12 protein-coding genes and 1 pseudogene are annotated in these 23,496 nt (G+C 48.8%); 10 read left to right on the forward strand and 3 right to left on the reverse strand.

The annotated features are described in order from the left end of the window. Positions 1–78 precede the first annotated feature (78 nt). The 3 genes and pseudogenes from IEY46_RS36530 to IEY46_RS26670 form a co-directional block, all read right to left on the reverse strand. Positions 79–3,813 (reverse strand): Ig-like domain-containing protein, encoded by a 3,735-nt coding sequence (locus tag IEY46_RS36530; protein WP_229750560.1) that lies wholly within the window; start codon positions 3,811–3,813, stop codon positions 79–81. Between the two features lie 162 nt (positions 3,814–3,975). After that, positions 3,976–4,266: pseudogene (locus tag IEY46_RS37140) on the reverse strand (Ig-like domain-containing protein); the annotation flags it as partial. Positions 4,267–4,466: 200 nt separating this feature from the next. Continuing rightward, positions 4,467–5,840: an extracellular solute-binding protein gene (locus tag IEY46_RS26670; protein WP_188996908.1), complete on the reverse strand. Its 1,374-nt coding sequence runs from the start codon at positions 5,838–5,840 to the stop codon at positions 4,467–4,469. Between the two features lie 817 nt (positions 5,841–6,657). On the opposite strand from IEY46_RS26670, the gene IEY46_RS26675 reads away from it, so the two are divergent. From IEY46_RS26675 to IEY46_RS26720, 10 genes are all read left to right on the forward strand, one after another. Further along, positions 6,658–6,930, forward strand: coding sequence for a group II intron maturase-specific domain-containing protein (locus IEY46_RS26675; RefSeq protein WP_268239547.1), 273 nt, complete (start codon positions 6,658–6,660; stop codon positions 6,928–6,930). Between the two features lie 293 nt (positions 6,931–7,223). Then, positions 7,224–7,562 carry a VOC family protein gene (locus IEY46_RS26680; protein WP_188996912.1) on the forward strand — a complete coding sequence of 113 codons (339 nt, stop codon included), beginning with the start codon at positions 7,224–7,226 and terminating at the stop codon, positions 7,560–7,562. 534 nt (positions 7,563–8,096) lie between these two features. Further along, positions 8,097–9,158 (forward strand): LacI family DNA-binding transcriptional regulator, encoded by a 1,062-nt coding sequence (locus IEY46_RS26685; protein ID WP_188996914.1) that lies wholly within the window; start codon positions 8,097–8,099, stop codon positions 9,156–9,158. 36 nt (positions 9,159–9,194) lie between these two features. Beyond that, entirely contained in the window at positions 9,195–10,265 is a 1,071-nt protein-coding gene (locus IEY46_RS26690; protein WP_188996916.1) for a Gfo/Idh/MocA family protein, read from the forward strand. A 40-nt stretch (positions 10,266–10,305) separates the two neighbouring features. Next, positions 10,306–11,268: an ABC transporter permease gene (locus IEY46_RS26695; RefSeq protein ID WP_188996917.1), complete on the forward strand. Its 963-nt coding sequence runs from the start codon at positions 10,306–10,308 to the stop codon at positions 11,266–11,268. A 177-nt stretch (positions 11,269–11,445) separates the two neighbouring features. After that, positions 11,446–12,213 (forward strand): carbohydrate ABC transporter permease, encoded by a 768-nt coding sequence (locus tag IEY46_RS26700; RefSeq protein WP_229750562.1) that lies wholly within the window; start codon positions 11,446–11,448, stop codon positions 12,211–12,213. A gap of 41 nt (positions 12,214–12,254) precedes the next feature. Then, complete coding sequence (locus tag IEY46_RS26705) at positions 12,255–14,042, forward strand: type 2 periplasmic-binding domain-containing protein (protein WP_188996921.1); 1,788 nt, start codon at positions 12,255–12,257, stop codon at positions 14,040–14,042. Positions 14,043–14,142: 100 nt separating this feature from the next. Continuing rightward, positions 14,143–15,114: a sugar phosphate isomerase/epimerase family protein gene (locus tag IEY46_RS26710; RefSeq protein ID WP_188996923.1), complete on the forward strand. Its 972-nt coding sequence runs from the start codon at positions 14,143–14,145 to the stop codon at positions 15,112–15,114. Between the two features lie 217 nt (positions 15,115–15,331). Then, on the forward strand, positions 15,332–21,826 hold the full coding sequence (locus IEY46_RS26715) for a DUF6528 family protein (protein ID WP_188996925.1): 6,495 nt from the start codon (positions 15,332–15,334) through the stop codon (positions 21,824–21,826). A 336-nt stretch (positions 21,827–22,162) separates the two neighbouring features. After that, on the forward strand, positions 22,163–23,449 hold the full coding sequence (locus IEY46_RS26720; RefSeq protein WP_188996927.1) for a leucine-rich repeat domain-containing protein: 1,287 nt from the start codon (positions 22,163–22,165) through the stop codon (positions 23,447–23,449). Positions 23,450–23,496 lie beyond the last annotated feature (47 nt).

Below are 23,496 nucleotides of genomic sequence, written 5' to 3' on the forward strand. Positions count from 1 at the left end.
GCCGGGCGACGCCACCCAAAATACCACAAACTAAAACCCTCTGGACCCATGTCTAGAGGGCTTTGCGTACCGGAAGCCTTAATCCTTGTAGCTCAACGTGGCGTCATCAAGATACGCCGTCATCCTGGCCCCGGAGGTGGAATACGCCATCAGGTTGACCAGCGTCGTCCCCGCCGGAGCGACGCCTGAGATGACGACCGGCGTCCATTCGATCAGTGGGTTCGCACCCACATAGGCAACGCCGACCCGCGTCCCGGCATTGTTGTAGAACTGCAGGTAGATCTGCAGCCCGGCCGATGGCTCTTTGTTGTACATCAGGAACGACGCCTGGTACGTCTTGCCGGCAATACCGGATGCATTCACCGTCTGAATCGCGTTGGTGGCCGAGGCGTTGTCGTCGATGAATTTCAGGCTACGCTCTCCACTATAGGTAACGGCATGGGCAGTCATGACATTACGTGCGGTTGTGGACCAGGCGGTCCATCCCGGGACGGTGCCGTCGTTCGCCTGCGGTTGTTCAAACCCGGGATTGAGCAACGGAACCGCATTAGGATATGTCGAGACCAGCAGCAGGTCGTTCTGGGCGATTACCTGGCCGTCCGCGGTCAGTAGCTTCCAGTGGATTTTATATGCGCCGGGCTGGTCGGCCTGGATGGTCCAAGGCATCGTCTCCCTGTATTGAGGCGACAGGTTGAATCCAGCCGGGCGGATCTGCGCGGCATTCGTGAAGGCATAGCTGGTCGCGCCGTCCTGTAGTTGGAATTTCAGATTGCCGGTCGAGGCGGACAAGTTTTCAATCACGATTTTCGCGCCCTTGTATCCCTCCAAGCTGACGATAGAGGAGTCGAGCGTAACCGGGAAGCTGGTGTACACATTGTACGTTACGCTTGTGACTGTGGAAGAGAACCGGTACACCGAGCGGGCCGGCTTCGCCTGGACCGTGAAGCTGCGGCTAGCCTCGGCCAGCGTACTCCCTAGGGCATCCTTCAGCTTCACTGCGACCGAGTAGCTGCCAGCCGCCGAGAATGTGAGCCGCCAGTTTTTCTCTTCAAGCGCCTGGACCGGGAGGGTTAAGCCAGGCTTCCCATAATCGCCTTGATTCACGAAGGTGGTCTCGACGCCCTCGCCGTCCGTGTACTGGAACGCAACAGTCCCAGGTCCGCCGGTCCTCTCCAGCGTATAGTACGCGCCGGTCAGCGGCTCCTTGCCGGACTTCTGCGTCTTGATCAGGACCGGCAGCGCCGTCGGCACGGTTTCGGTGACGGCGTCGATTGGAGTATCGATCGACAATTCATAGGTGGACTGTGTCCGCTCCTTCACGTGCACGAGCACGGAGGAGGAGAATTTGCCGTCCGCGGTCGTCGCGGTGATCGTCGCCGTTCCCAATGCGATCGGCGTGATCAATCCGGAGGCGTTCACCGCGGCGACAGAGTTGTTGCTCGTGGACCAGGTGAACGATTTTCGTGTCGCGAACGTCGGGTAGACGGTGGCCGTGACGGTCAGCGTGTCACCCATGTACAAATCGGTTTCCTGCTTGTCGAGCGTCAGATAATTGGCGGCGATAGTCCGGTCTTCGATCGTATATCGCCACAGGCTGGCCTCGTCTTCTTTTTTCTTGAAATAGAAATTCCCGTAGTTGTCCTGGGTGAGCAGGGTGGCTCCTTTGGCCAGCAGGGTGATGGCCGGCTTCCCGTTCACGATGTCGATCCGGAAGAAGTTGTCTCCCGCGCTCGTGCCGTACACACGGCCGTCGGCCGCGCTCGTCTCCAGCTCCGCATCCCGCCAAGTGCCGACGGATTCCGGGAAAGCGTCCAGGGTGTACTCGCGCAGGACTTGCTTGGTTGCCGGATCGAAGACGAAGAAGGTCCCTTGGGCGAAGCCCCAGATGTTCCCGTCGGGTCCGACGATCAGCTGGTTCACCGCGCCTTTGCCCGGAATGGGCACCGTCACTAATTCTATCGTCTTGGTGGCGATGTCGAACACGAACAGCTTGCCGTCGGCATACGGCCATTCCGTACCCAGCCCGCCGGCGTAGGACGTGCCGCCATAAACCTTGCCATCCTTGTAGGCGAGCGAGACAACGCTCTGATCCGGCACGATGTTCCTGTGCACCTCATAGGTGTTGGCGGCCGGGTCGTAGAGGGTCAAGGCGCCGCCGCTGATCGCATAGTCCGGCACGGTCCCGATCAACACTTTGTCGAGCTCGGGAACACCCAACATGGCGTAAGGCCGGTCCTGCTGGTAATTCGTTTTGAGCTCGAACTTGTTCACGACGCTGGTGTTCAGCTTCCACGCTTGGGATGTGTCGTATTCGTAGATTTTCGCGCCCGGGTAGACCCCGAAATACATCTTGGAGCCGAGCGCCGTCATGCCTTCCACTTGTCCGATCGCATTATTACTGGACGTGCCGTCGACCGGGTTGAAGATGCCCATGCCGCCCGGAAGGAAGCCGGCCGAATAGATTTTGCCGTCCGTGGCGCGCCCGAGCGTATGCAGCTTGATCGCGACTTTGGGCAAGGGGACGTTCGTGATCCGCAGCGCTTTGTTCTGCAGGTTGTATTTGAAGAACCCGCCGCCCGTATTGCCGTTGAAGCCGACGAGCGTGTAGCCGGGGTAGTTCGGATCGTCCAGCTGCAGGATGCCCCAGCCGATCGTATTCGCCTTGAAGTCGATCTTGCTGGCCGCCGTCGTCAAGTCGGTGATCGTGTTCGTCTGCAGGTCATACGCTTTCAGAATACCGCCGAAGGTCAAGTAGACGATATCGCCGTAAGGCGACTTCTCGGAAATCCCCCGAGAATGGATCGCCAGCGTGCCGAAATCCTTCACGACCAATCCGGTGTTCTTGTCGAGCACGATAAGCCCGAAGTTCGAGTCCATCTTCAGGAACAGCTTGTTCCCGACCAGGTTCATATCATACGTGAGTTTGTATTGATTGCGGATAGAGTCCGGCAGCATCTCCGTTTTGTTGCCGGTGGCGAGATCGTATTTGATCAAGGAAGCTTTGCTGCCGCCGACACCGACGAAGAGGGCGTTCTGCTCCGCGTCGTACGCGATGCTGCGCGAGTAGGGCTGGTCGGCGACCATTGAGCCCAGGTCGGTCGTTTGCTTGGTGACGGGATCGAATTTGTACAACTTGCTGTCCGGATAAGTGCCGTAATAGAGGTTCCCGTCCTTGTCCTCCGCCATCTCATACAGGAGGGCGCCGGGGATCGTGGATTGAGGGCTGCCCATATCCTCGACGCGGTCCGTGACAGGATCATATTGGAACAACGTGGCTTTCGTGTACGTGCCGATATAGACTTTGCCGTCGGACGCGGTCTTGATGCCCCAAGCGCCTTCGGCCTCAGGCAGGTCGAACACCTTCAGGACGCGTTCGGTCGTCACGTCCAGGACGACGAACTTGGCGTCCGGCTTGCCGGTGACGATGGTGTACCCGACCGCGCGGCCGTTCTCTACCCCAAACGCTCCGCGATAGATGCCGTCCTGGAACACCTGATGGCCGAGATTCATGACGGACGGCGTGACGGACAGCTGCTTCTCCCAGCTGGACAACGGCTGCCCCTGGGCACCGACGAGGCGGATGGAGAGTAAGTAGTCGCCTATCTTGGAGAATTTCACGGTCCATTCCGTACTGTGGACGGCGCCGGCGGCCAACGGGAAGCCTTCGGCCAAGTAGCTGCCGCTATTCAGAATACTGAAGGGCATCCCGTTCGCGTCCAATGCCGACAGGAAAACGTCGCCAGGCCCCGACAGCTTCTCCACGACATAGTGCACGGGGCCGGCGGCCGTCGCGGCGGAGCCGATCGCTGTCATGGGAACCGTCATGTATGTACCGACGCCCGGTGTGGCTGGGAAATCGATGCGCAATTGCGCGTTCGCGGGAGCCACTACGGTGACGAGGGCTTGGTCTGATTTCTTGGCTCTATCGGCCGAGGTTGCCGTAATCGTCGCCGTTCCTGGAGCGATCCCGGTGACGAGCCCGGACTCGCTAACGGTTGCGATAGAAGGGGCGCTGCTCGACCAAATAATCTCCGAATTGGTAGCCTGGGACGGCTTCACCGTTGCCGTCAATTGGCCGGATTCGCTTACGACCAGGGAAAGCTTGTCCTTATCGAGCTTCACATTGCCGACCGGAATCGATGGCTGGCCGGACGGACTGTCCGTAGCCGCCATTCCAATTCCGCTCACGAGCGCTTGAAGCAGCAACAAGAGAGCCATAAGAACACTTATCCTAATAAAACGCGGTCTGAAAGCCTGCATGGTCATGGTTTTCCTCCATTCGAATAGGTGTTAGCCGTTCTGCGGACTGACCTCCTTTCACTTGATGAAAACGATTACAATAATATTAAAAATAGGAACAACTATGGTACTTATACTCGTAGTTTAGATTTCCTTTCCGCCATCTGTCAATAAAAAAAATAAAAGCCGGCGGCACAACGGGCCGGTCGGCTTTTCGGTACTTAGATTCATTGGAACAAGCGGTTCACCAACTGTTCAGAGCTTTCCAGACCGGCCCAGAACTTCTTCATGCTCCGCTCCATTTCCTGAGGCTTCCCCAGGTTCGGGAACAAATCGAAGATGAAGTGGGATTCCTCGAGGTGATCCGCATGAATCCCGAGCGCGTTTCGCTCATAGGGGGACCAGACCGCACGATTCACGCTGTCGTAGATCGAGAGGAACCCGGTCTCCCGGGCCATGCGCTTCTGGAATTCGATATCCGCCGCGAACCGGAGAAAGCGCTTGGCCAAGTCCATGTTGGGGCTTAATCTGGAGATCATCAGTCCGTTGGCGATCAGCAAGCTTCCTTTCGAGCCGCCGGAACGCTTGGGCAGCGGGAGCATTCGAACCGGGAATTGCTGCCGCTTCATGTTGGTGGCGAGCGTCGTGGTGAGAATCATCGCGAGTTGGCCGTCTTCGAACAGCTCGTTCAGGAAAGCCCAATCGCCCACTTCCGTTACAGGGCAGATGCGTTCCTTGTAGATTAAATTCCGCATGAAATCTAGGGCATCCCTAAGGCCATCCGCCGGCAAATAGACTGAGCGGTTCGCATGGGACCGCTTGTTGTAGCTGTATTTCATCGCGAGTACCGGCCACCGGATAATCGAGCTGGACAACCCGAACCCATACGTTTCGTTCATCCCATCCCGGTCGTCATCGCGGGTCAACTCCTTGGCCGCTTGGACGAACTGCTCCAGGCTCCAGCCCTCAATCGGCATATGGATGCCGGCCGACTCGAAGAGCCTCGGGTTGCAGGCCAGGAAGATGGGGGAGTAGGTGGCGGGTACGGCATAGAGCTGCTCATTCTTACGGAAGGTTCCGATCAATTTCTCGGGAATGTCGCTTAGCTCGGAGATCAGATCGTCCACAGGCACGAAATCCCGCGATTCAAACTCGGCGAAATGCCGATCCCAGGCGAGCACGATATCCGGCTTCAGTCCCAATCCGGTTAGGTCATGCATGATGTTTTCGATCAAGTAGCCGGTATACAGCAATTTCACTTCTACTTTCGGGAATTGTTGCTTGAACAGGGAGATCAGGATCGGCAGGGCGTCCTCGGCAAAGGCAGAGCGGTAGGGACTCAACACCACCAACGTATTCGTCCCATACGGTTCGGCAGGGAGCTGATCCGCCACCTTATTGCCGCGCCCCCTCATTTTTACCAACAGCCCTTCCTCGGTCAGCAGCTCGAGCGCTTGCCTCAGGGAATTGCGGCTGATGGCGTATTTCTGGCACAGCTCCTTCTCCGGAAGCAAATACTGACCAGGTCGCAGATACCCCGACATAATTTCGGTTCTCAGCAACCCAGCCATCTCCACGTAACGGAAATCGTCTCTTTTCATATTCCCATCCCCCTGCGGCTTAAACCAAGTTCTGCTAATCAATCAAATTATAACGTGATACACGGATTTAGCCAATCGGGGTATTGGAGCGGGACAGGGGGACGGCTTATGTCTTTATCGAATGTTGCCTATGGAATTTTTGGCTGTATCGTGCCTAGCTGTCGATGATTCGGCTTGGGAAGCTCCGACAAATGGCACCCGGCAGGTTCAGGCTGCTACACCCAGTTGTAGTAAGAACTACAAAAAGCGGCACCTGATCGGGAAAATCCGGATCAGGTGCCGCTTTTTTTGTATGGGCTTGCCCAGAGGCACGCATCTTCTAGCCGGTGGAAATCCGGTCGCGGGAGGGGCCAAGCCCCCGCGTAGCTAGGATACTTGCGTATGGCGAAATCTGTGCGCAAAAGCGTATCGACAAAAGTACCTGTCAGAGACAGGGCGAGCAACATGCCAGGCCGTAACATGAAGTGAATCCTGCCGCGTCGTCAAAAAGGCCTCGCAAGAAGGAAAAGAGGAAGCCGAGTCTCGCTAAACTGGACGAAGGCCATGGAAGCTGTTAGGAACTTGGAGCGACAGCGAGGAATCCTCCGGCGTATGGGGATCGGCATGGCATGAAAGAGGATGCAGTGAACTGGGGAGACCCTCCCCTGCACGGTTTTTTTTGAACCCGTAAAGAGGCGCTCTATAAGCCCGGAAGGTGAAGTGAGCCGTCTGCAGGAAGGGAGTCCGAGGGGCTCATACTACCAAAGAATCGCAGGACAACACAACCTGCGGGAGGGAAGGAGCCCAACAATGGCTGGCTCGGAAAGCGGAAGATCGAATCCGGGAGGCAGTAAAAGAACGTCTGGCTCCGCCGAACATGAGGCATAAATCATTTCTCGAACAGGTAGAATGGCTGAATCCCAAGATTCAGGGGTGGAGGAACTATTACTACACGGCCTACAGCCAATTAAAGCTGGCAAAGTTGGACGGGTACATTTTGCAGAGGCTTACGAGATGGTATGCCAGGAAGAGGCAACGCGCAAGGTGGATGGGTTCGTTTCAAGAAGTGAAGCACATGGCCAAACATTATGGACTCGAGACGCTCTTGTAATCTGCATGCACATGAATGACGAACATCGGAAAGCCGTATGAGGGAAAACCTCACGTACGGTTTGATGAGGAGGGGCAGATTTCTCTGCCCTTTACTCTAGAGTACATGCATCACGTATTCCTTCACTCCAAAGATTTAACTAAAACCTTAAAGCTATATGACGGATGATTAAGTTTTTGTGAATACATATCAATCCAATTATTCCAGAACCTTCTCACTTGCATAAATGTTATATAATGAGTATGAACAGTTTTTTTTAATCAATAACAAATGCAGAAAGGGTGGAATAAAGAATGAAACTCAATCACCTTAATCTGACGGTGACAGATGTTCCGGCTGCTCGCAGGTTTTTGGAAATCTATTTTAATATGGTATGTGCAGGAAGCCGAAAGGATAACTTTGCGGCAATGTTCGATGATGATGGATTCATACTTACATTAATGAAGGGGAGCGAGGTCCATTATCCAAAAACCTTCCATATCGGGTTTCCTCAGGAAAATGAAGAGCAGGTGGACAAAATCAATCAACAACTAAAAGAAGATGGCTATGATGTTAAGCCTCCGCAACACGCCCATGGCTATACGTTTTATGTTATAGCGCCTGGAGGATTTACTGTCGAAGTGCTCTGTTAGGGAAAGGGAAGAAAAAACTTTTCATAAGGATGGAATGATCATTAATTTGACGGATGCACGAAATATACGTGGACTATAAACTGCTGCTCGTGCAGAAGGGAAGGGGTAATATGAAGGCGTTGATTGTGTCTATCCGCAACGGACGGCAGCGTCTATGGCAAGTTGAGTTGCGGCAAATGAAATAGCTCAAGCTGGAACTGAAGTGCACCCCTTAGAATGGACATTGGTTTAAACCCTAACCAATGAGATTCTAGAGGGTGCACTTTTTGTGCCAGAAAAAGGACGGAAGTTTAAACGCTCCAAGTAAGATGCGTCTGAAACCATGGCGCATCTATGCAATATCCTCCATATTTAGGGCAATCGCTTGCCTTAATGTTAAAAGTCGATTCCTAGCGGTTTATTTCATGAAATTTGCATTAAATTTGTTATTGACTTCTAAAAAAAATGATTATATAATCTGTTTGTGCAAGCGCTTGCCTTAATTATGAGTGATATCGTACCAATAAACAGTGAAAGGTAAAAAAATGGTGGCATATGTATACTTTAGATGAAATCGCTAAAATTGCCGGAGTAAGCGCTTCAACAGTATCGAGAGCTTTGTCGAATAACAAGAAGATCAGTTCGAAGACCATTGAGCGGATACAGGCAATTGCAAAAGAATTGAATTACACACCTAATTTATCCGCCAGGGCGTTGACTGGTAAAGGTACCAAGTTAATTGGCTTAATCATTCCTGAAATTAAGAGCAATTACTTTGCGCAGGTCATTAATCATGTGGAGAGCAGGCTTAATGCTAAAGGGTATGCGCTAATTGTAGTCACTTCTGATTTTGATCCGTCTAAGGCGATTGGAAACCTAGAACTACTAATCGGAAGAGCAGTGGACGGAGTCATATATGGTGACGGATTTGACTATGAAGGTGTGAATGTCAGTAAATATAATCAAAAATTAAAAAACGTGATTAACAAAAGAAATGAAACAAATGATATTCCGATTGTTTTTCTTAGCAGCGCAGGTGAAGACATCGGGCAAGAATGTATTATGTTCGATGATGAACATGGTATTACATTAATGGTCGCTTATCTTGCAGAGCTTGGACATAAGTCAATTGGATTCGTTGGCGAGAGTCTGTCGAAGAAAGCCAGACTATTTCCCTTTCAAAGGGCGCTTGCTAAATATGGAATCGAGTATAACGAGAATTTCGTTAAAACGGATGGAAAGGAGAGATTTGAAGAAGGCGGTTATTTGAGGATGAAGGAGCTTATTGCGGAAGGGGAACTGCCCACTGCGATCTTTGCTACATATGATAATATCGCGATTGGGGTAATGAAGGCACTGTCTGAAGAGGGTCTGAAGGTTCCTGAGGATATATCCATTGTCGGATTTGATAACATTAGAGAATCTCAGTATCTAACACCGTCGCTTACGACAATCTTTCCACCGGTTATGGAGATTACACGCAGAGCAGTGGATTTGTTGATAGAAAAAATCGAGAATAATGAAAGTAATGCGAATGTGAAGCAGCATACAGCGGCAAAAACTATTTTGTACCCGGAGCTTGTGATTAGACAATCAACAGGTGCTCCCAGGAAATAATGAGACGATCAAATTTATAATAAAGGAGAGAATAGCATGAGTAAAAAAACAAAAATTGGAATCTTGGGCGGCGGAGGAATTTTGAATGCACATGCACCAGGATATACGCGTCTTAAGGATATATGCGAAGTTATTGTAGCAGAACCGGACTCGAACCGTCATGACCATATCCGCAAGTTACTGGGAGATAATGTTGAAATCGTTGGGGATTATACGGAGCTATTGGAACGGGAAGATGTCGATGCCGTCGACATTATTCTTCCCCACTATCTACATATAACAGCGACATTGGCTGCTGCAAGTGCAGGTAAGCCGGTATTGACGGAAAAAGTAATGGCAAGGAACGTGCAAGAGTGCGATCAAATGATAGAAGCCTGTGCCAAAGCTGGCGTTTCTCTGACCGTCTGCCACGACAGACGTTACGACAAGGATTGGCAAGCGCTTAAAAATGTAATTGATTCCGGTGAGCTTGGAGAGATTTTGTTCTGGAAGCTGGAGCATAACCAAAATGTTATATTTCCTGAGAATAGCTGGGTAAGGTCTAGAGATAACCTTGGCGGCGGAGCGATTATGAGCTGCCTTACGCATCAGATTGATTCCCTCAGATGGTACGGCGGAGAAGTTGAAAGCGTTACCTCGATGTCTAAAGTGGAAGAGAGTCGAATGGAAGGCGAAAGTATTGGAGCGGTTATTGCACGCATGAAATCAGGAGCTTTGGCACTGCTTTCAATCAACTGGTATACACAATCCCATGAGGCTCCTAATGGATTATGGTATGAATTTAACCATGTCACCGGGACCAAGGGGGAAGCCTACTTCATGAGTGGTAAAGGCACATTTGTGAAAATTCATGACAATCAGCCTAAAGTATTCGAGTATGACATGAGGGGCGAGGGAGGTTTCGCAAAAGTAGAAACCGACAATTCTATTACAGGTCACCAACAGTGCATCGAGGAGTGGGTCAAGAGCTTAAGAGGAGAAAAGGCGGAAATTGTGACAGATGGCACGGATAGCCGTAAGACGGTTGAAGTTGCTGAAGCTGCATACAGATCAGAGGAAACAGGAAAAGTGATTCATCTTCCTATCGAACCTTTGCCTTGGAAATAACCATTGATAAATGGTGAATGGAAAGTGAGGATTGTAAATTATGGTCGATAGTGGAGCAGAAGCTAAGATTCTCAAACAAAAAAATAATAAAACAGGCTTGAAATATACGATTTACAAGCAGCGCCAACTTCTGCTTATGTTATTGCCAACCCTTATTGTGCTTGCGGTGTTTACGTACAAACCGATCCTTAGTTGGGTTATTGCCTTTAAAGATTATCGTATAGGAAAAAGTGTATGGAAAGCTGAGTGGACCGGTTTTGCATCCTTTAGGGAATTCTTCATGGATTCCACAGACGCAGTGGATGTTCTAAGAAATACACTTGTAATCAATATCGGAGCGCTTGTTATTAATTTAACTTGCGCTTTGGTATTCGCCATCTTATTGAATGAATTGAAAAACAAGTATTTCAAATCACTTGTGCAAACGTTTTCATTGTTCCCGTTCTTCATATCATGGGTAATTGGTTACTCCTTAATTTTGATTTTCTTCTCCGTTAATTCAGGCTTTGTCAATATGATGCTCGTTAAATATGAATTTATTGAAGAAGGAATTAATTTACTAGGAGATCCTAAATATTCTTGGGTATTAATGTTCGGTGTCAACTTATGGAAATCACTAGGGTATAACGCAATTATTTTCCTGGCTGCGATTGCGGGTATTGATGGTCAACAATACGAAGCTGCTGAAATTGATGGAGCAGGCAGATTTGCTAAGATTCGTCATATTACACTCCCATCCATTGTACCAACGCTTGTCGTGCTGCTCATTCTCAACAGTGGGATGCTACTTAACTCTAATTTTGAACAGTTTTATTTATTTACGAATCCCACCAATGTAGCAACAATGCAAGTATTCGATATGTATATCTATGAGTTTGGCTTGAAATTAGCAAGATTTCCGTATGCTACTGCGGTGAGTATTGTCAAAACGATTGTTAGCATCCTTATGCTGATTATTGTAAATACGCTTTGCAAGAGGCTGGCCGGCCGATCTCTATTTTAATGCAATAGGGCAAGCGGTGATGTGGAAAGGTGTGAAACCGTAATAATGTCTATAACAAGTAAAAAAATTAGAAAAGTAAGTTTGAATGATATTGTATTTATCACATGTAACACAATTTTGATGTTACTTGTTATACTGGCTACCTTCTATCCCTTTGTATACATGATCATGCTTTCAGTGAGCTCCGAAAATACATTTGCCAAATTTCTGGTCGTGCCTTTGGGGTTTTCCCTTGAAGCATATCGGTCCATTCTCACGGAATTAAATTTTCTGGATGGTTTGAAGATATCCGTCGCCCGCAGTATCATCGGTCCAATCTGCACGATAGTGGTTGTTTTTATGAGTGCCTATGTTTTATCGAGAGATGAGCTTGTCTTTCGGAAGTTTTTCTCCAGATATGTCATCTTTGCCATGTATTTCACAGCCGGAATTCTCCCAGTGTATGTGAACATTTCGGATCTGCATCTCACGGGTTCCTTCTGGGTATATATTCTGCCGAATCTAGTAAGTGTATTTGGATTAATACTGATACGTGCCTTTATTCAGGAGTTACCCAAAAGCCTGGAGGAATCTGCATTCATCGATGGGGCAAGCGATTTCCAGGTGGCATTCAAGATTGTTTTTCCATTATGTGTACCCGTTCTTGCGGCCATCACGTTATTCGAATTTATAAATCAGTGGAACGCATTTGGCGATACGCTTCTATATAACTCTACAAGAAGCGAGTTATTTACACTGCAATATATATTATCGAACTACTTGAAGAATGGCACAATCTCTAGTGCGACAGACATGACGGCCTTAAATCAAGGCGGCAAAAACTTCACCCTGGAATCCGTGAAGATGGCAATGACGGTCACGGTATGTATTCCGATCCTTTTAGTCTATCCGTTTCTACAAAAATATTTTATTAAGGGTCTATTGCTGGGTGCCGTTAAAGAGTAGAACATATCCAGAGATTCGAGCAGAAGCTGCTGGTATGTATATTGCATGGAGATTTATTAATTAGGAGGGTTGATATGTCAAAAAGATTGAACAGAACGGTATTACTGATAGTGATTATGGTAGTGGCAACAACGATGCTGTATGGGTGTACGAGTTCAAGCGATAAGGGGGAGAAAGATTCTACCGCTACTGCAACGACTGGCGCAGAAAATGGCAAGCCGCTCATTACTTACAAGGTTTTGGCCAGAGGAATTGATAAACCGAGAAGCAGTACAGAGGATGAGGTTGGCAAGATCATTCAAGAGAAATTCAATGTGGTATTTGAGTATGTCCCGTACAATGAAACGGCGTCAGACAAAGCTCTTTTGATGCTTGCGGCAAATGACTGGGGGGACCTGGACATAGTAACGACAGGAATTGATGCCGTTACTAAAAAATATATTGAAGCCGATGCTTTTCTTAAATTAGATGATTATAAAGATATCATCCCAAATTTCTTCGAGTATGAGAAGGACCTCATTCCATATTGGAGAAACCTCGATGCAAAAAATGGTGATTTGTATATCTGGCAATCTGGTCCGGATCAATTGCAGATGACCTCAGAACCTCTGGATATGAATGTAAGGGTCGATGTACTGGAGGAATTGGGCTGGCCGAAGCTGGATACAACGGACGATTATATTAACTTCCTAAGAGAAGCGGTTAAGAAATTCCCAACAAGCCTGGATCAGAAGTCGATTGGCATGATTAATTTCTGGGGAGAGGCCTATGGACCGCTGCTTGCAACCTATCTTCCTAGACACAGCGGATACCAGCATTTCTATAAAACGACCGGTTTTGTGGATGTTGAAGCTAAGAAGATCATTCCATTGGCAAGCCATCCTTATTTGAAGGAAACGTTGAAATTCTGGAACGTCCTATCCCGTGAGGGCATTATGGACCGGGAAGCATGGACGGATAAGTCTCCGGAGTTTGTTAAGAAATGGGAGTCAGGCGTAGCTCTATCAGCGAACTTTGCCAAATGGAATATTCCATCGATAAATGCCAAGCTTGCTCTAATTGGCCATCCGGAAATGCAGTATATTGTAACTCCTATTCGCCTCTCTATTGCTAAGGAAGAGGGTAAGAATGTTCGCTATGAGCTGTTCAATGGTGTGAGACCGGATGAAACGACGGGTATTCTTAAGACGGCGAAAGAGCCGGAAAGATTGTTGGAAGTTCTTAACTTTATGTCCAGTGAAGAAATGACGATTCGATTAGGCTGGGGTATTGAAGGTAGAGATTATACCATTAATGAGGAAGGGCTCAGGATTCCGACTCCCGAGTTGCTAGAAATTGTTAAAAGCGGAGATCCTGACAAACAAATGCTAAAACGATTTGGCAGCTACGTGACTGTGTTCCCTACACGTACAAATGCTACAGGGCCGAACGGTCAAGCGAACTATTTTGCAAATGATACGCAGTATCTGATGGCAGCTGCAACGGATACACAGAAGAAAGCTTATGCAGCTTATGGTTGGGATACGATGTTGGAAGCATGGCATAACAATTCGGAATTTAAATTTGTTCCTTTTGATATTACTCCGTATGCCTCATCAACAAACCTTGATCCTGAATTGAAAGAAGCCAAGATGGAAGAAAAAATTATGCAGTATATGGATAAGCAAATTCCCTTGGTTATTAATGCCAATGACGATGCGCAATTCGAGAAGCTTTACAACGATATGGTTAAGAAGGTTGACGAGCTCGGACAGCAGCAAGTAGTTGATAAGTATAATGAGCAATTGGTGGGCTTTCAAGTGCGGATTCAAGAATTAACAAAGAAGTAATAAGTTTGTTCGAATACAAGGATAGCAATTCCTGGTGCATCTATGAAAAGAAACTAGGAATTGCTATTCAACATTTTAATTTTCGTTAGGAGGAAATGGGATGAGAGTAGGAATAGATAGTTTTACGATTAGGGAATTGAAGCTGGATGCGTATCAGTCTCTTGATTATGTTAAGAAGCTGGGATTGGAAGGAATCCAGTTCGGTGAGCTCCAGGAACTTAGTAAAGAGCTTGATGTAGGCAAGCTTAAGGATATACAGAATTATGCGGACTCGCAGGATATGTATATTTATTTAGGGGTAGACACCTGCAATCCATTACTGGTTTCAGGGTCGCTGGACGAACACCGTGAGAAAATCATCTCGCATATTCAAGCCTTTTCCCAAGTAGGATGGCACGAGCTCAGAAGCGTCATATGCAATTCGGATGAAAATTATAACCACCCCCTCCCTTGGAAAACCCACATCGAACAAAGTATAGATTTCATTAAAAGCCTAAGACCTGCGCTTGAAAAGTATGGGTGCAGAGTTAACTTGGAAAATCACGGTGACAGCACTTTTGGCCTCTTGAGGGTGGTTGAAGCGGTTGGTGCAGATATTTGCGGAATCTGTCTGGATACAGCCAATACCCTTGTGAATGGCGAAGATCCTGTTCTTGCGGCCAAGCGAGTGGCACCCTATACACATTTAACTCACGCAAAAGATGGAATAACTTTTTTCAGTGACAACGGGGTGAAACGACAAGGCAAGGCACCTGGTCAGGGCGTTGTTGACTTTGCTCAAATCATCCCTATTCTTCGTGAATATAACCCTAATTTGCCATTATCAATAGAAGACCACAAATGGATATTTGAATTCAGCATCTTTAATAAGGAATGGATAGATAACAATCCCGAACTGACATCTTTTGAACTTGGGCAATTTGTTAAATTGGCGTGGCAGACAGAGAAAAAATTGGCCAGTGGTGTGATTCCAAACGTCGAGGAGTACGAAGCGATTCCTTATTTGGAGCAGATGGAAGAAAGACTTACGTTTGGCTTGCATCATTTAAAAGGAATTATTAATAAGCAATAAAGTAGCCTTGTACACCCCTTGCAGGTGTTGTCCATGCTCTTCAGCTGCGATATCTTCATAGGGGCTTAGGGATTTCTTTACATGCAAATAATACGGATGTTACAAAACATTATTATACTTGAGTTAATGAATTTCAAACTGACGATGAAGGTGGTGCAGTCTACTCTGTATTAAAGCGCTTTAACCATGTTAAATATACTCGAAAAAGGAGATTATCATGCCGAAAAGAATAAAGAAATGGGCAAATCCGTTGCGCAATTTAATACTATTAATTTCCATTATTGTAAATATTATTCCACCCATTACGGCATCGGCTGCCGAGGCCGTAACAAGCCTTGCCGGCAACGGCACAATGGGTGACCCCTTTAAAATCAGCAACGAGGCGGAATTGTTATTCGCCGTCGGAAAAATGAATGCCAGCGACGCAATCTATAGCAATTCGAAAACGTATGCCTTGACCGCAGACATCGCTCTGACCAGCAACTTCCCCATGATAAACACTTTTACCGGCACATTTGACGGTCAAGGGCACAAAATTACGGGGCTAATCATTGAGGTCGATAACATGGGGGGTAATGTTGGCTTTATCAAGAACGCCAGCGGCTCTGCCTTAATAAAAGACCTGATTATTGAGAATGCTTCGGTTACTCGTAACTTCACGTCAGTGATACGAACACAAGATGGGATCCTCGTTGGCTATATGACCGGTACAGGCTATATATCCGGCGTTCAGGTAACCGGTTCGATTACCGTATCGGTTACCGGAGCCCCGGCGGGGGACCACGATCACGCTGTCGGCGGCATCGTAGGCTCAAGTTACACGCCCACAGTCAACGGCACAGTCATAGAGGACTCTTTCTTTAAGGGAACGGTTAAGCTAGAAAGTGATGTGGGTTTTAAAGTCGCTCAGGTAGGCGGCATTGTTGGTTTTACAACGAATTCAATTTTGCGTCGCAACATAGCGATGGGCGATATCTATAACAATGTCCCCCTCAACGATAACGCCACTTACTTCAATGCGTCGCTGATTGCAGGTGTCCTACCCAACAACTCGACTATTGAAAACGCTGTTGCTTACGATGGAACGATTCATTACAAGTGGGATGTGTTAGCGGGGCGCACCACTAATAGAGACATTGGAAGTCTCTTTGCCAATATACCATCGCCCTTAAAGGGCAGCAATAACCTGGCTAGCGAAGAGATTATGATGCAGCGGGATGAGGGTTCCGATCAGAATCCGTACCGGATTACGACTAAGCCCAACACAGACACTGTGGTGAATTCGATTATTAAGACAAAGACGCCGTCAGATCTTCAACAACAAGCCACCTATGAAGCGATTAACTGGGATTTCGACACCCGGTGGAAGATGGATGCCGTAAACGGGTATCCCGTCTTGTCGTATGAGGAAAACCCGGATGCGTATCAACTCTTCGGCGACGGTACCGCAGCCGACCCTTTTCAAATCAGCAATGAAGAAGAGTTGCTGTTTGCTGTCGAAAGAATGAATGACAGCGATGCAACCTACAGAAGCTCGAAAGCTTACGCCTTGACCTCCGATATCGCGCTGACTCAGAAATTCCCTATGATAGACTCTTTCAGCGGCGTTCTTGACGGCCGGGGACACAAAATTACCGGGTTGACGATTGTAGCCGGTGATACAGGGGGGAATGTCGGTTTTATCCGAACCAGCACCGGCAGCGCCTTAATAAAAGACCTGATTATTGAGGGTGCCTCGGTTACGCGTAATTTCACGTCGGTGATGCGAACGCAAGACGGGATCCTTGTCGGTTATTTAGGCCAGACAAGCCGTGTATCCGGCGTTCAGGTCACCGGTTCGATTACCGTGTCGGTTACCGGAGCTTCGGGGGACCACGATCACGTTGTCGGCGGCATCGTAGGCTCGGCCTATACCGCTACAGTCGATGGAACCACTATAGAGGATAGTCTCTTCAACGGGACCGTTAAGATCGACGGCGACGTGGCATTTAAAGTCGCTCAGGCAGGCGGTATTGTCGGGAATACCACCAATAGCATCGTGCGTCGCAATATAGCGATGGGCGATATCTATAACGATGTCACTCCCACCGCTACCGCCACGTACTTCAACGCGTCGCTGATCGCGGGTGTCCTAACCAATAACTCGACCCTTGAAAACAACGTTGCTTACGATGGAACGATTCACTACAAATGGGATGTCTTAACGGGACGCACCATTAGTAGAGACATTGGAAGTCTCTATGGCAATACACCCTCGCCCGTAAAGGGCAGCAATAACCTGGCTAGCGAAGAGATTATGATGCAGCGGGATGAGGGTTCCGATCAGAATCCGTACCGGATTACGACTAAGCCCAACATCGAGAATGTGGTGAATTCGATTATTATGACAAAGACACCGTCAGATCTTCAACTGCAAGCCACCTATGAAGCGATGAACTGGGATTTTGACACCCGCTGGAAAATGGATGCCGTAAACGGGTATCCCGTCTTGAAATTTACCAGTGACATCTCTGAGCATGAAGAGCCCCTATACACCATCGCGGCTTTTAGCGATATGCATATCGACTATGGCCTGCAAAATAATGCGGACACCGTTCGGGCACAAACCCGTGTGGCGATGGCCAAGATCAAAGAAGAAGAGAATCCGGATGTTGTGGTGATTTCAGGCGATTCCATTAGTACCCACGGATCACCCGTATGGGACGATGAGACCTTCGACAAAGTGACTTCTCAAATGACGGAAGCGTTCCGACAAACAAGTAAAGACGGCAAAGTGCTCTATACCAATGGCAACCATGATTATGAGGTCGGCCTTACACAATACAATTCGGGCGCATACATCGACGCGGTGATGCAGGCCGACGTTGGAGAGTATGCGGATGTTTTGTACGAAGATGCCGCCCGGAAGTCCAATCTTATGGCTTATCACTATGAGATCAACGGCATTCATTTTATCGGAATCAACACACCTTATAATGGCGACGGGGCCATAACCGACTCGATTTACACGCCTGAATCGGTTACATGGGTGGAAAATATTCTAGCCCAAATCGGACAAGAGCAACCCGTGATCGTGATGGGGCATTACGGGTTCCTTGATTCCCGCGGGTTGACCCCAAACTATGGTCTTCATAACAGTAACGGTATGGAAACCAAACTGAGAAATATCCTGCTGAATTATCCTAATTTGCTTTACATCTACGGACATGACCACGGTGGTCCGGAGCAGTTTATTGAAAGGGATACCTATGAACGTGTTACGTCCTACAATGCCGATGGCAGCATTGAGCCTATCCGCAACACCCGCTCCAGCGGTTTTGTCTCCAGCTTTGCGGGTTCATTGAGCTATTATAACAACCGCTTTAATGCAGGATGGCTTTCGGCTGCACAGCCGCTGGTCGTGCAGTCGCTGATGATCTATGTCTATGCCGACCATTATGAACTGCAAATGAAGAACTACGGCCAGCAGACAGGACCGGTGGCGACCCCGCGATCTTACAAGATTCCGTTAAAGTCGCTCATCCATTCTCCGGTGTACACGATTGACAGAGGCCGCAGCATCGTTACTAACATTGCCCATAAGACCACGATCAGCGATTTCATCCAAGGATTTGACAATGCTGATGAAATCAAAGTTTTTGACGTTGCGGGTACCGGGATCACCGATACCAGCCGCTATATCCGATCGGATATGACGGTCAAGCGCATCGTGAATGGCGCAGAAGGCGATTCCCTGCGCGTGTTGGTCAACAAAGCCGCTCCAGACGCCAATGGTCCGTATCCACTCGATACCGTTCCATCGTCCGCGGACACGGAGATGGTGGTAGGTACTGACCAGAAGGACAACAAGATTGTTGTATACAAGCAGAACAGTGCCGATTGGAACGACAGCAGCTCTGTTGTATGGAGCTGGAAGCCTACTGCTGCAGAGGGATTTAGAAATATAGAAAAATATACGAACGTAAGCGACGCTAAATTGCGTTACAGTGATTTTTACGGTGGGTATGTGGTGATTACTACGGCCTCCGGCGGTTTTGTGGGCGTTATCGACTATGAAACGGGAGAGAGTCTGTATTCTCGAAATATTGTAGTAGAAAACAATCCCCATTCCATCGAGCTGCTGCCGGATGGCAATATGGTGGTCGCGAGCAGCACCGGCAATACGGTCACCCTATACGCGGCTTCTCAAGGCGACAGCAGCGGTTATTATTCCCGCTTGACCCTGCCCGGCGCGCACGGCGTGACCTGGGATCCGAAACGGAATGTGCTCTGGGCAATCGGCGATTATCAGGTGGTTGGGTATGAGATCACCGGTACGATGGAGCAGCCTATTTTAACGCCGCGAGAGGATTTAGCGTGTGATCTTCCTTTCGTCCAAGGAGATATTGGAGCCTGGGGTCATGATCTGTACCCGGTTTACGGGAATAGCGACCTGTTTTGGGTTGTCACGGGGGATAATGTTTTCCAGTTCAACGCAGCCACCCTGTCGGTCACCTCAGACTTTGAAGGATACGATGATATTTACAGCGCGAACATCAAATCTATCGGCAACCAGCCATTCTCTGGCACGATTATTCGCGCAGTGCCTAACGGGATACTGAATCCCAACTGGAACACCGATAAGGTAGATCTCTACCAGCCGGACGGTCAGGGCGGATATACACATGAACAGCGGATCCAAAGCTGGGAGACATTTTACAAGGCACGGGTCTGGTATTATGCCTATCAGAAGACAAGTGAAAATCCGGACTTTGTTCCAGTGGGCAGCATGACTAACGTTCCCATGACGACAACGGCAGGCGTGGATCTAACGCTTACCGGCACGGTGAACCCGTTAACCTCTACGAACAAAACCGTGGTTTGGAGCGTTAAGAACGCTGGAACCACGGGTGCAACAATCAGTGGAAGCATCCTATCGACTACAACTGCTGGTGTCGTAACCGTCACCGCCACAGTTGTGAACGGCGCGACGGCGAGCACAAACTATACCCAGGACTTCGACATCATGGTGATCGCTGCCCCATCCGTCACGAATGTGTCCGTTTCCCCTGCGATGGTCGAGGTGCAGAAGGGCGGAACGCAGAACTTTAACGCGATCGTCACAGCACAAGGCGGTGCGCCAGAGAGCGTCATCTGGTCGGTTTATGGTAACCATGCAGCAACTACAGCCATTACCAATGACGGCACCCTGACCATTGCGTCCGACGAGACCGCGACACCCCTGACCGTGACCGCGACATCCGTCTTTGACGGCACGAAGTACGGCACGGGCACGGTGACCGTTACGGAAACAGCTGTTCAGCAGAAAGTCATTAGCGTAACGGTATCTCCGTCAACAACGAGTGTTCAGAATGGCCAGACGAAACTATTCACGGCAGTCGTCGCCGTGCAGGGGGGCGCAGCGCAGACCGTCACATGGGAGGTTTCAGGCAATAATTCCGGAAGCACGACGATAACAGACGGCCTGCTGACTGTAGGCGCGGACGAGACAGCCGAGACGCTGACTGTAACTGCGAGATCTGACTTTGACGGCACAAGATTTGGCACGGCTACGGTGACCGTGACGCTTGCCAACAAGATTCTGCAAAGTATTGTGCAGCCCGCGAATATCACAGGGCTGACTAACGGCACGCCAAAAATGGCGGAGGCGTTCGGACTGCCCTCGTCGGTCACCTTGGTAACGTATGATGGTAATGTGTCGGCAGCTGTTAATTGGGACGTGGCTTCCAGCTCCTATAACCAGTTCTCTGCCTCCGCTCAGACCTTCACAGTAAACGGTACGGTGACGCTGCCAAGCGGAGTGACCAACCCGGAAAACGTAGGGCTTTCGGTCACCGTCACCGTGTCAATTAATGCCCGTAGCGATACACCAGCCCAGGTGACCCCGGTGACCTATACGGTTACTGCTTCTGCGGGTGCGAACGGCAGCATCTCTCCTTCCGGCGCTGTCAAAGTGACAAGTGGTGCGAGTCAAACCTTTACAATCAAAGCAAACGACGGGTACAAGATTGCCGGTGTGACCGCAGACGGACAAAATATCGGCATCGTGTCAACCTTTACGTTCCATAATGTGACCGACAGCCACAGCATTAGCGCATCCTTCGTCAAAGATGAGATCGTCATAACCGACCCTGGCGCACCTACGGGAGAGCCATCTCCATTCGACGATGTCAATGAAAGTGCGTGGTATTACGATGATGTGGCGTATGTCTTTGCACACGGATTGATGAAAGGAACGGGCGAAAATACATTCAGTCCAAACATGGAGTTGACACGGGGAATGATCGCTACCACTCTCGGACAGCATTACGGCGTGGACGTGAGCAAGTACGCCGAGACTTCCTTTGATGATGTGAAGAGTGACAAGTATTATGCCCCTTATGTGGGGTGGGTGCGTGAGGCCGGAATTGCCAACGGTATGGGCAACAACAAGTTTGATCCCGATGCACCAATTACACGGCAGGACTTGGCTGTTATTCTCATGAGATATGCTGATTTTACCGGATTAAGTTTCCCTGTTGTCAGGGGATATACAGACTTCAAGGATGACGCCGACATCTCGAGCTATGCGAGAGATGCAATTGAAACGTTCTTTAAGGCGGAGATCTTCAGCGGCAAGCCAGGAGAAGTATTCGATCCGAAAGGCGTAGCTACCCGAGCTGAGGTTGCAGTTATTCTGCATCGGTTCCTTGAGACAGCAATAAAGGAATAATTGAAATAGGCAAGCTACCAGCTTCATAATCCCCCAGCAAATGGGCGACAAACACAAAATGGCGGCAAAGGGATAAATCACCCTGTAGCCGCCATTTTCATAAATCCTGCAAGCGAGCTGTCGAAGAGGTGTCTTCTCTATGATTATGATGCAGGGACGAACCTTCTCGCCGAAACTGAGCCAAAGTTCCCATAATCACCCAAGCAAGCAGGAAAAAAGACCGCTGCCTTCTTCATCGCTGGAAGCTATAATATTAATGAGCGTTACCGGGACTGAAAGCAGTATCCAAGGAGCCTGTACAAAGTTTGGGAGAAGGCTTCCCCAAGGAGGAGTGCCATGAATATTACCCAGGATTTCATAGATGAACGTTTCAAAGCCTATGTGCGGGAACAGTTTTGCGAGAATCGTGAATGGATTGAGAAGAGCGATGTGGAACGGATCGTAACGCTGCAGCTTGCGAATCACCGGTACTCAAGTCTGAAAGGGATTGAACATTTCAAGTCCTTGGAGGAACTGGATTGCTCGTTCAATAATTTGACGGAGCTCGACATCAGCAACAATATAAGCCTGAAAACGCTGGATTGCGGGGGGAACAAATTAACTTTTCTGGACACGGGTAATCATCCGAATTTGGAAAAGCTGTCTTGCAGATACAATGAGCTGACCCGTCTGGATATCCGCAGCAATCCGTCACTGAAAGATCTTAACTGTAACAAAAACGAGATTCATGCGCTGGATTTGACGGGCAATGTCAGGTTGGAAACGGTGGATTGCGGTTTTAACCGAATCCGGAAACTGGATGTCAGTCATAACACGATGCTCGCCAAGCTGGATTGTTATTGGAACATCATATCGGAATTGCATTTGCAGCAGAACAAGCATTTAAAAGAACTGAACTGCGGTTACAATTCCTTGTTTGATCTACAATTGGATTCCAACACACAGCTGACATACCTCGATTGCGGAAACAATTATTTGATCAGCTTAAACATAGAAGGCTGTCCAGATTTGATTGAAATCCGCTGCAATAATAACCATCTTACGAATGTGGATGTAACCGGTAATCCAGCTTTGCAAAGTTTAAGATGTTTCAATAATCACCTCACTAGCTTGGAGCTTGGCTATAATACGCATTTAGTCGAGCTTTATTGCTCGGAAAATAAGATCTTGAAGCTGGATACCAGTCATCATCCCATGCTTGAGCGGCTGGATTATGCCAACAACCTCATTACCGAGCCGGATCATACGGTTAAGGGGGTAGGAATGTTTCGATACACTGTCCCACTGTCCTCCTATTCATCCACGCTTCGTTATAAAGGCAAAGAGCTCTCCGTTAAAGCGGCTGTCTCCTCCAAAGCGGATATGAAGCGGCTGTCGCCCCTTATCAGGAAAGCATGGGAGCACTTTGGCGAGCTGACCGATAAAGCGCTGGACCTGATTGCCAGAACGCATCCAGACGAAGATGCGACCGATTTGGTGCTATCCGAGCTTGAATTCGATACAGACCATACATTTCGATTGGGCTACGATGCAGGCGATACCCCGGCCGGACAACTATACATTTACGTGGTGTTTAATAAAAAGCTGGAAATGAATAGCGAACTTGTTTATGAAACCTATTAATAACCCGGACGGGCTTGCCTTGACAGCCTAAACTCTTTCTCCTTCAA

This window comes from Paenibacillus nasutitermitis, assembly GCF_014641075.1.
GTDB classification, from domain to species: Bacteria; Bacillota; Bacilli; order Paenibacillales; family Paenibacillaceae; genus Paenibacillus_Z; species Paenibacillus_Z nasutitermitis.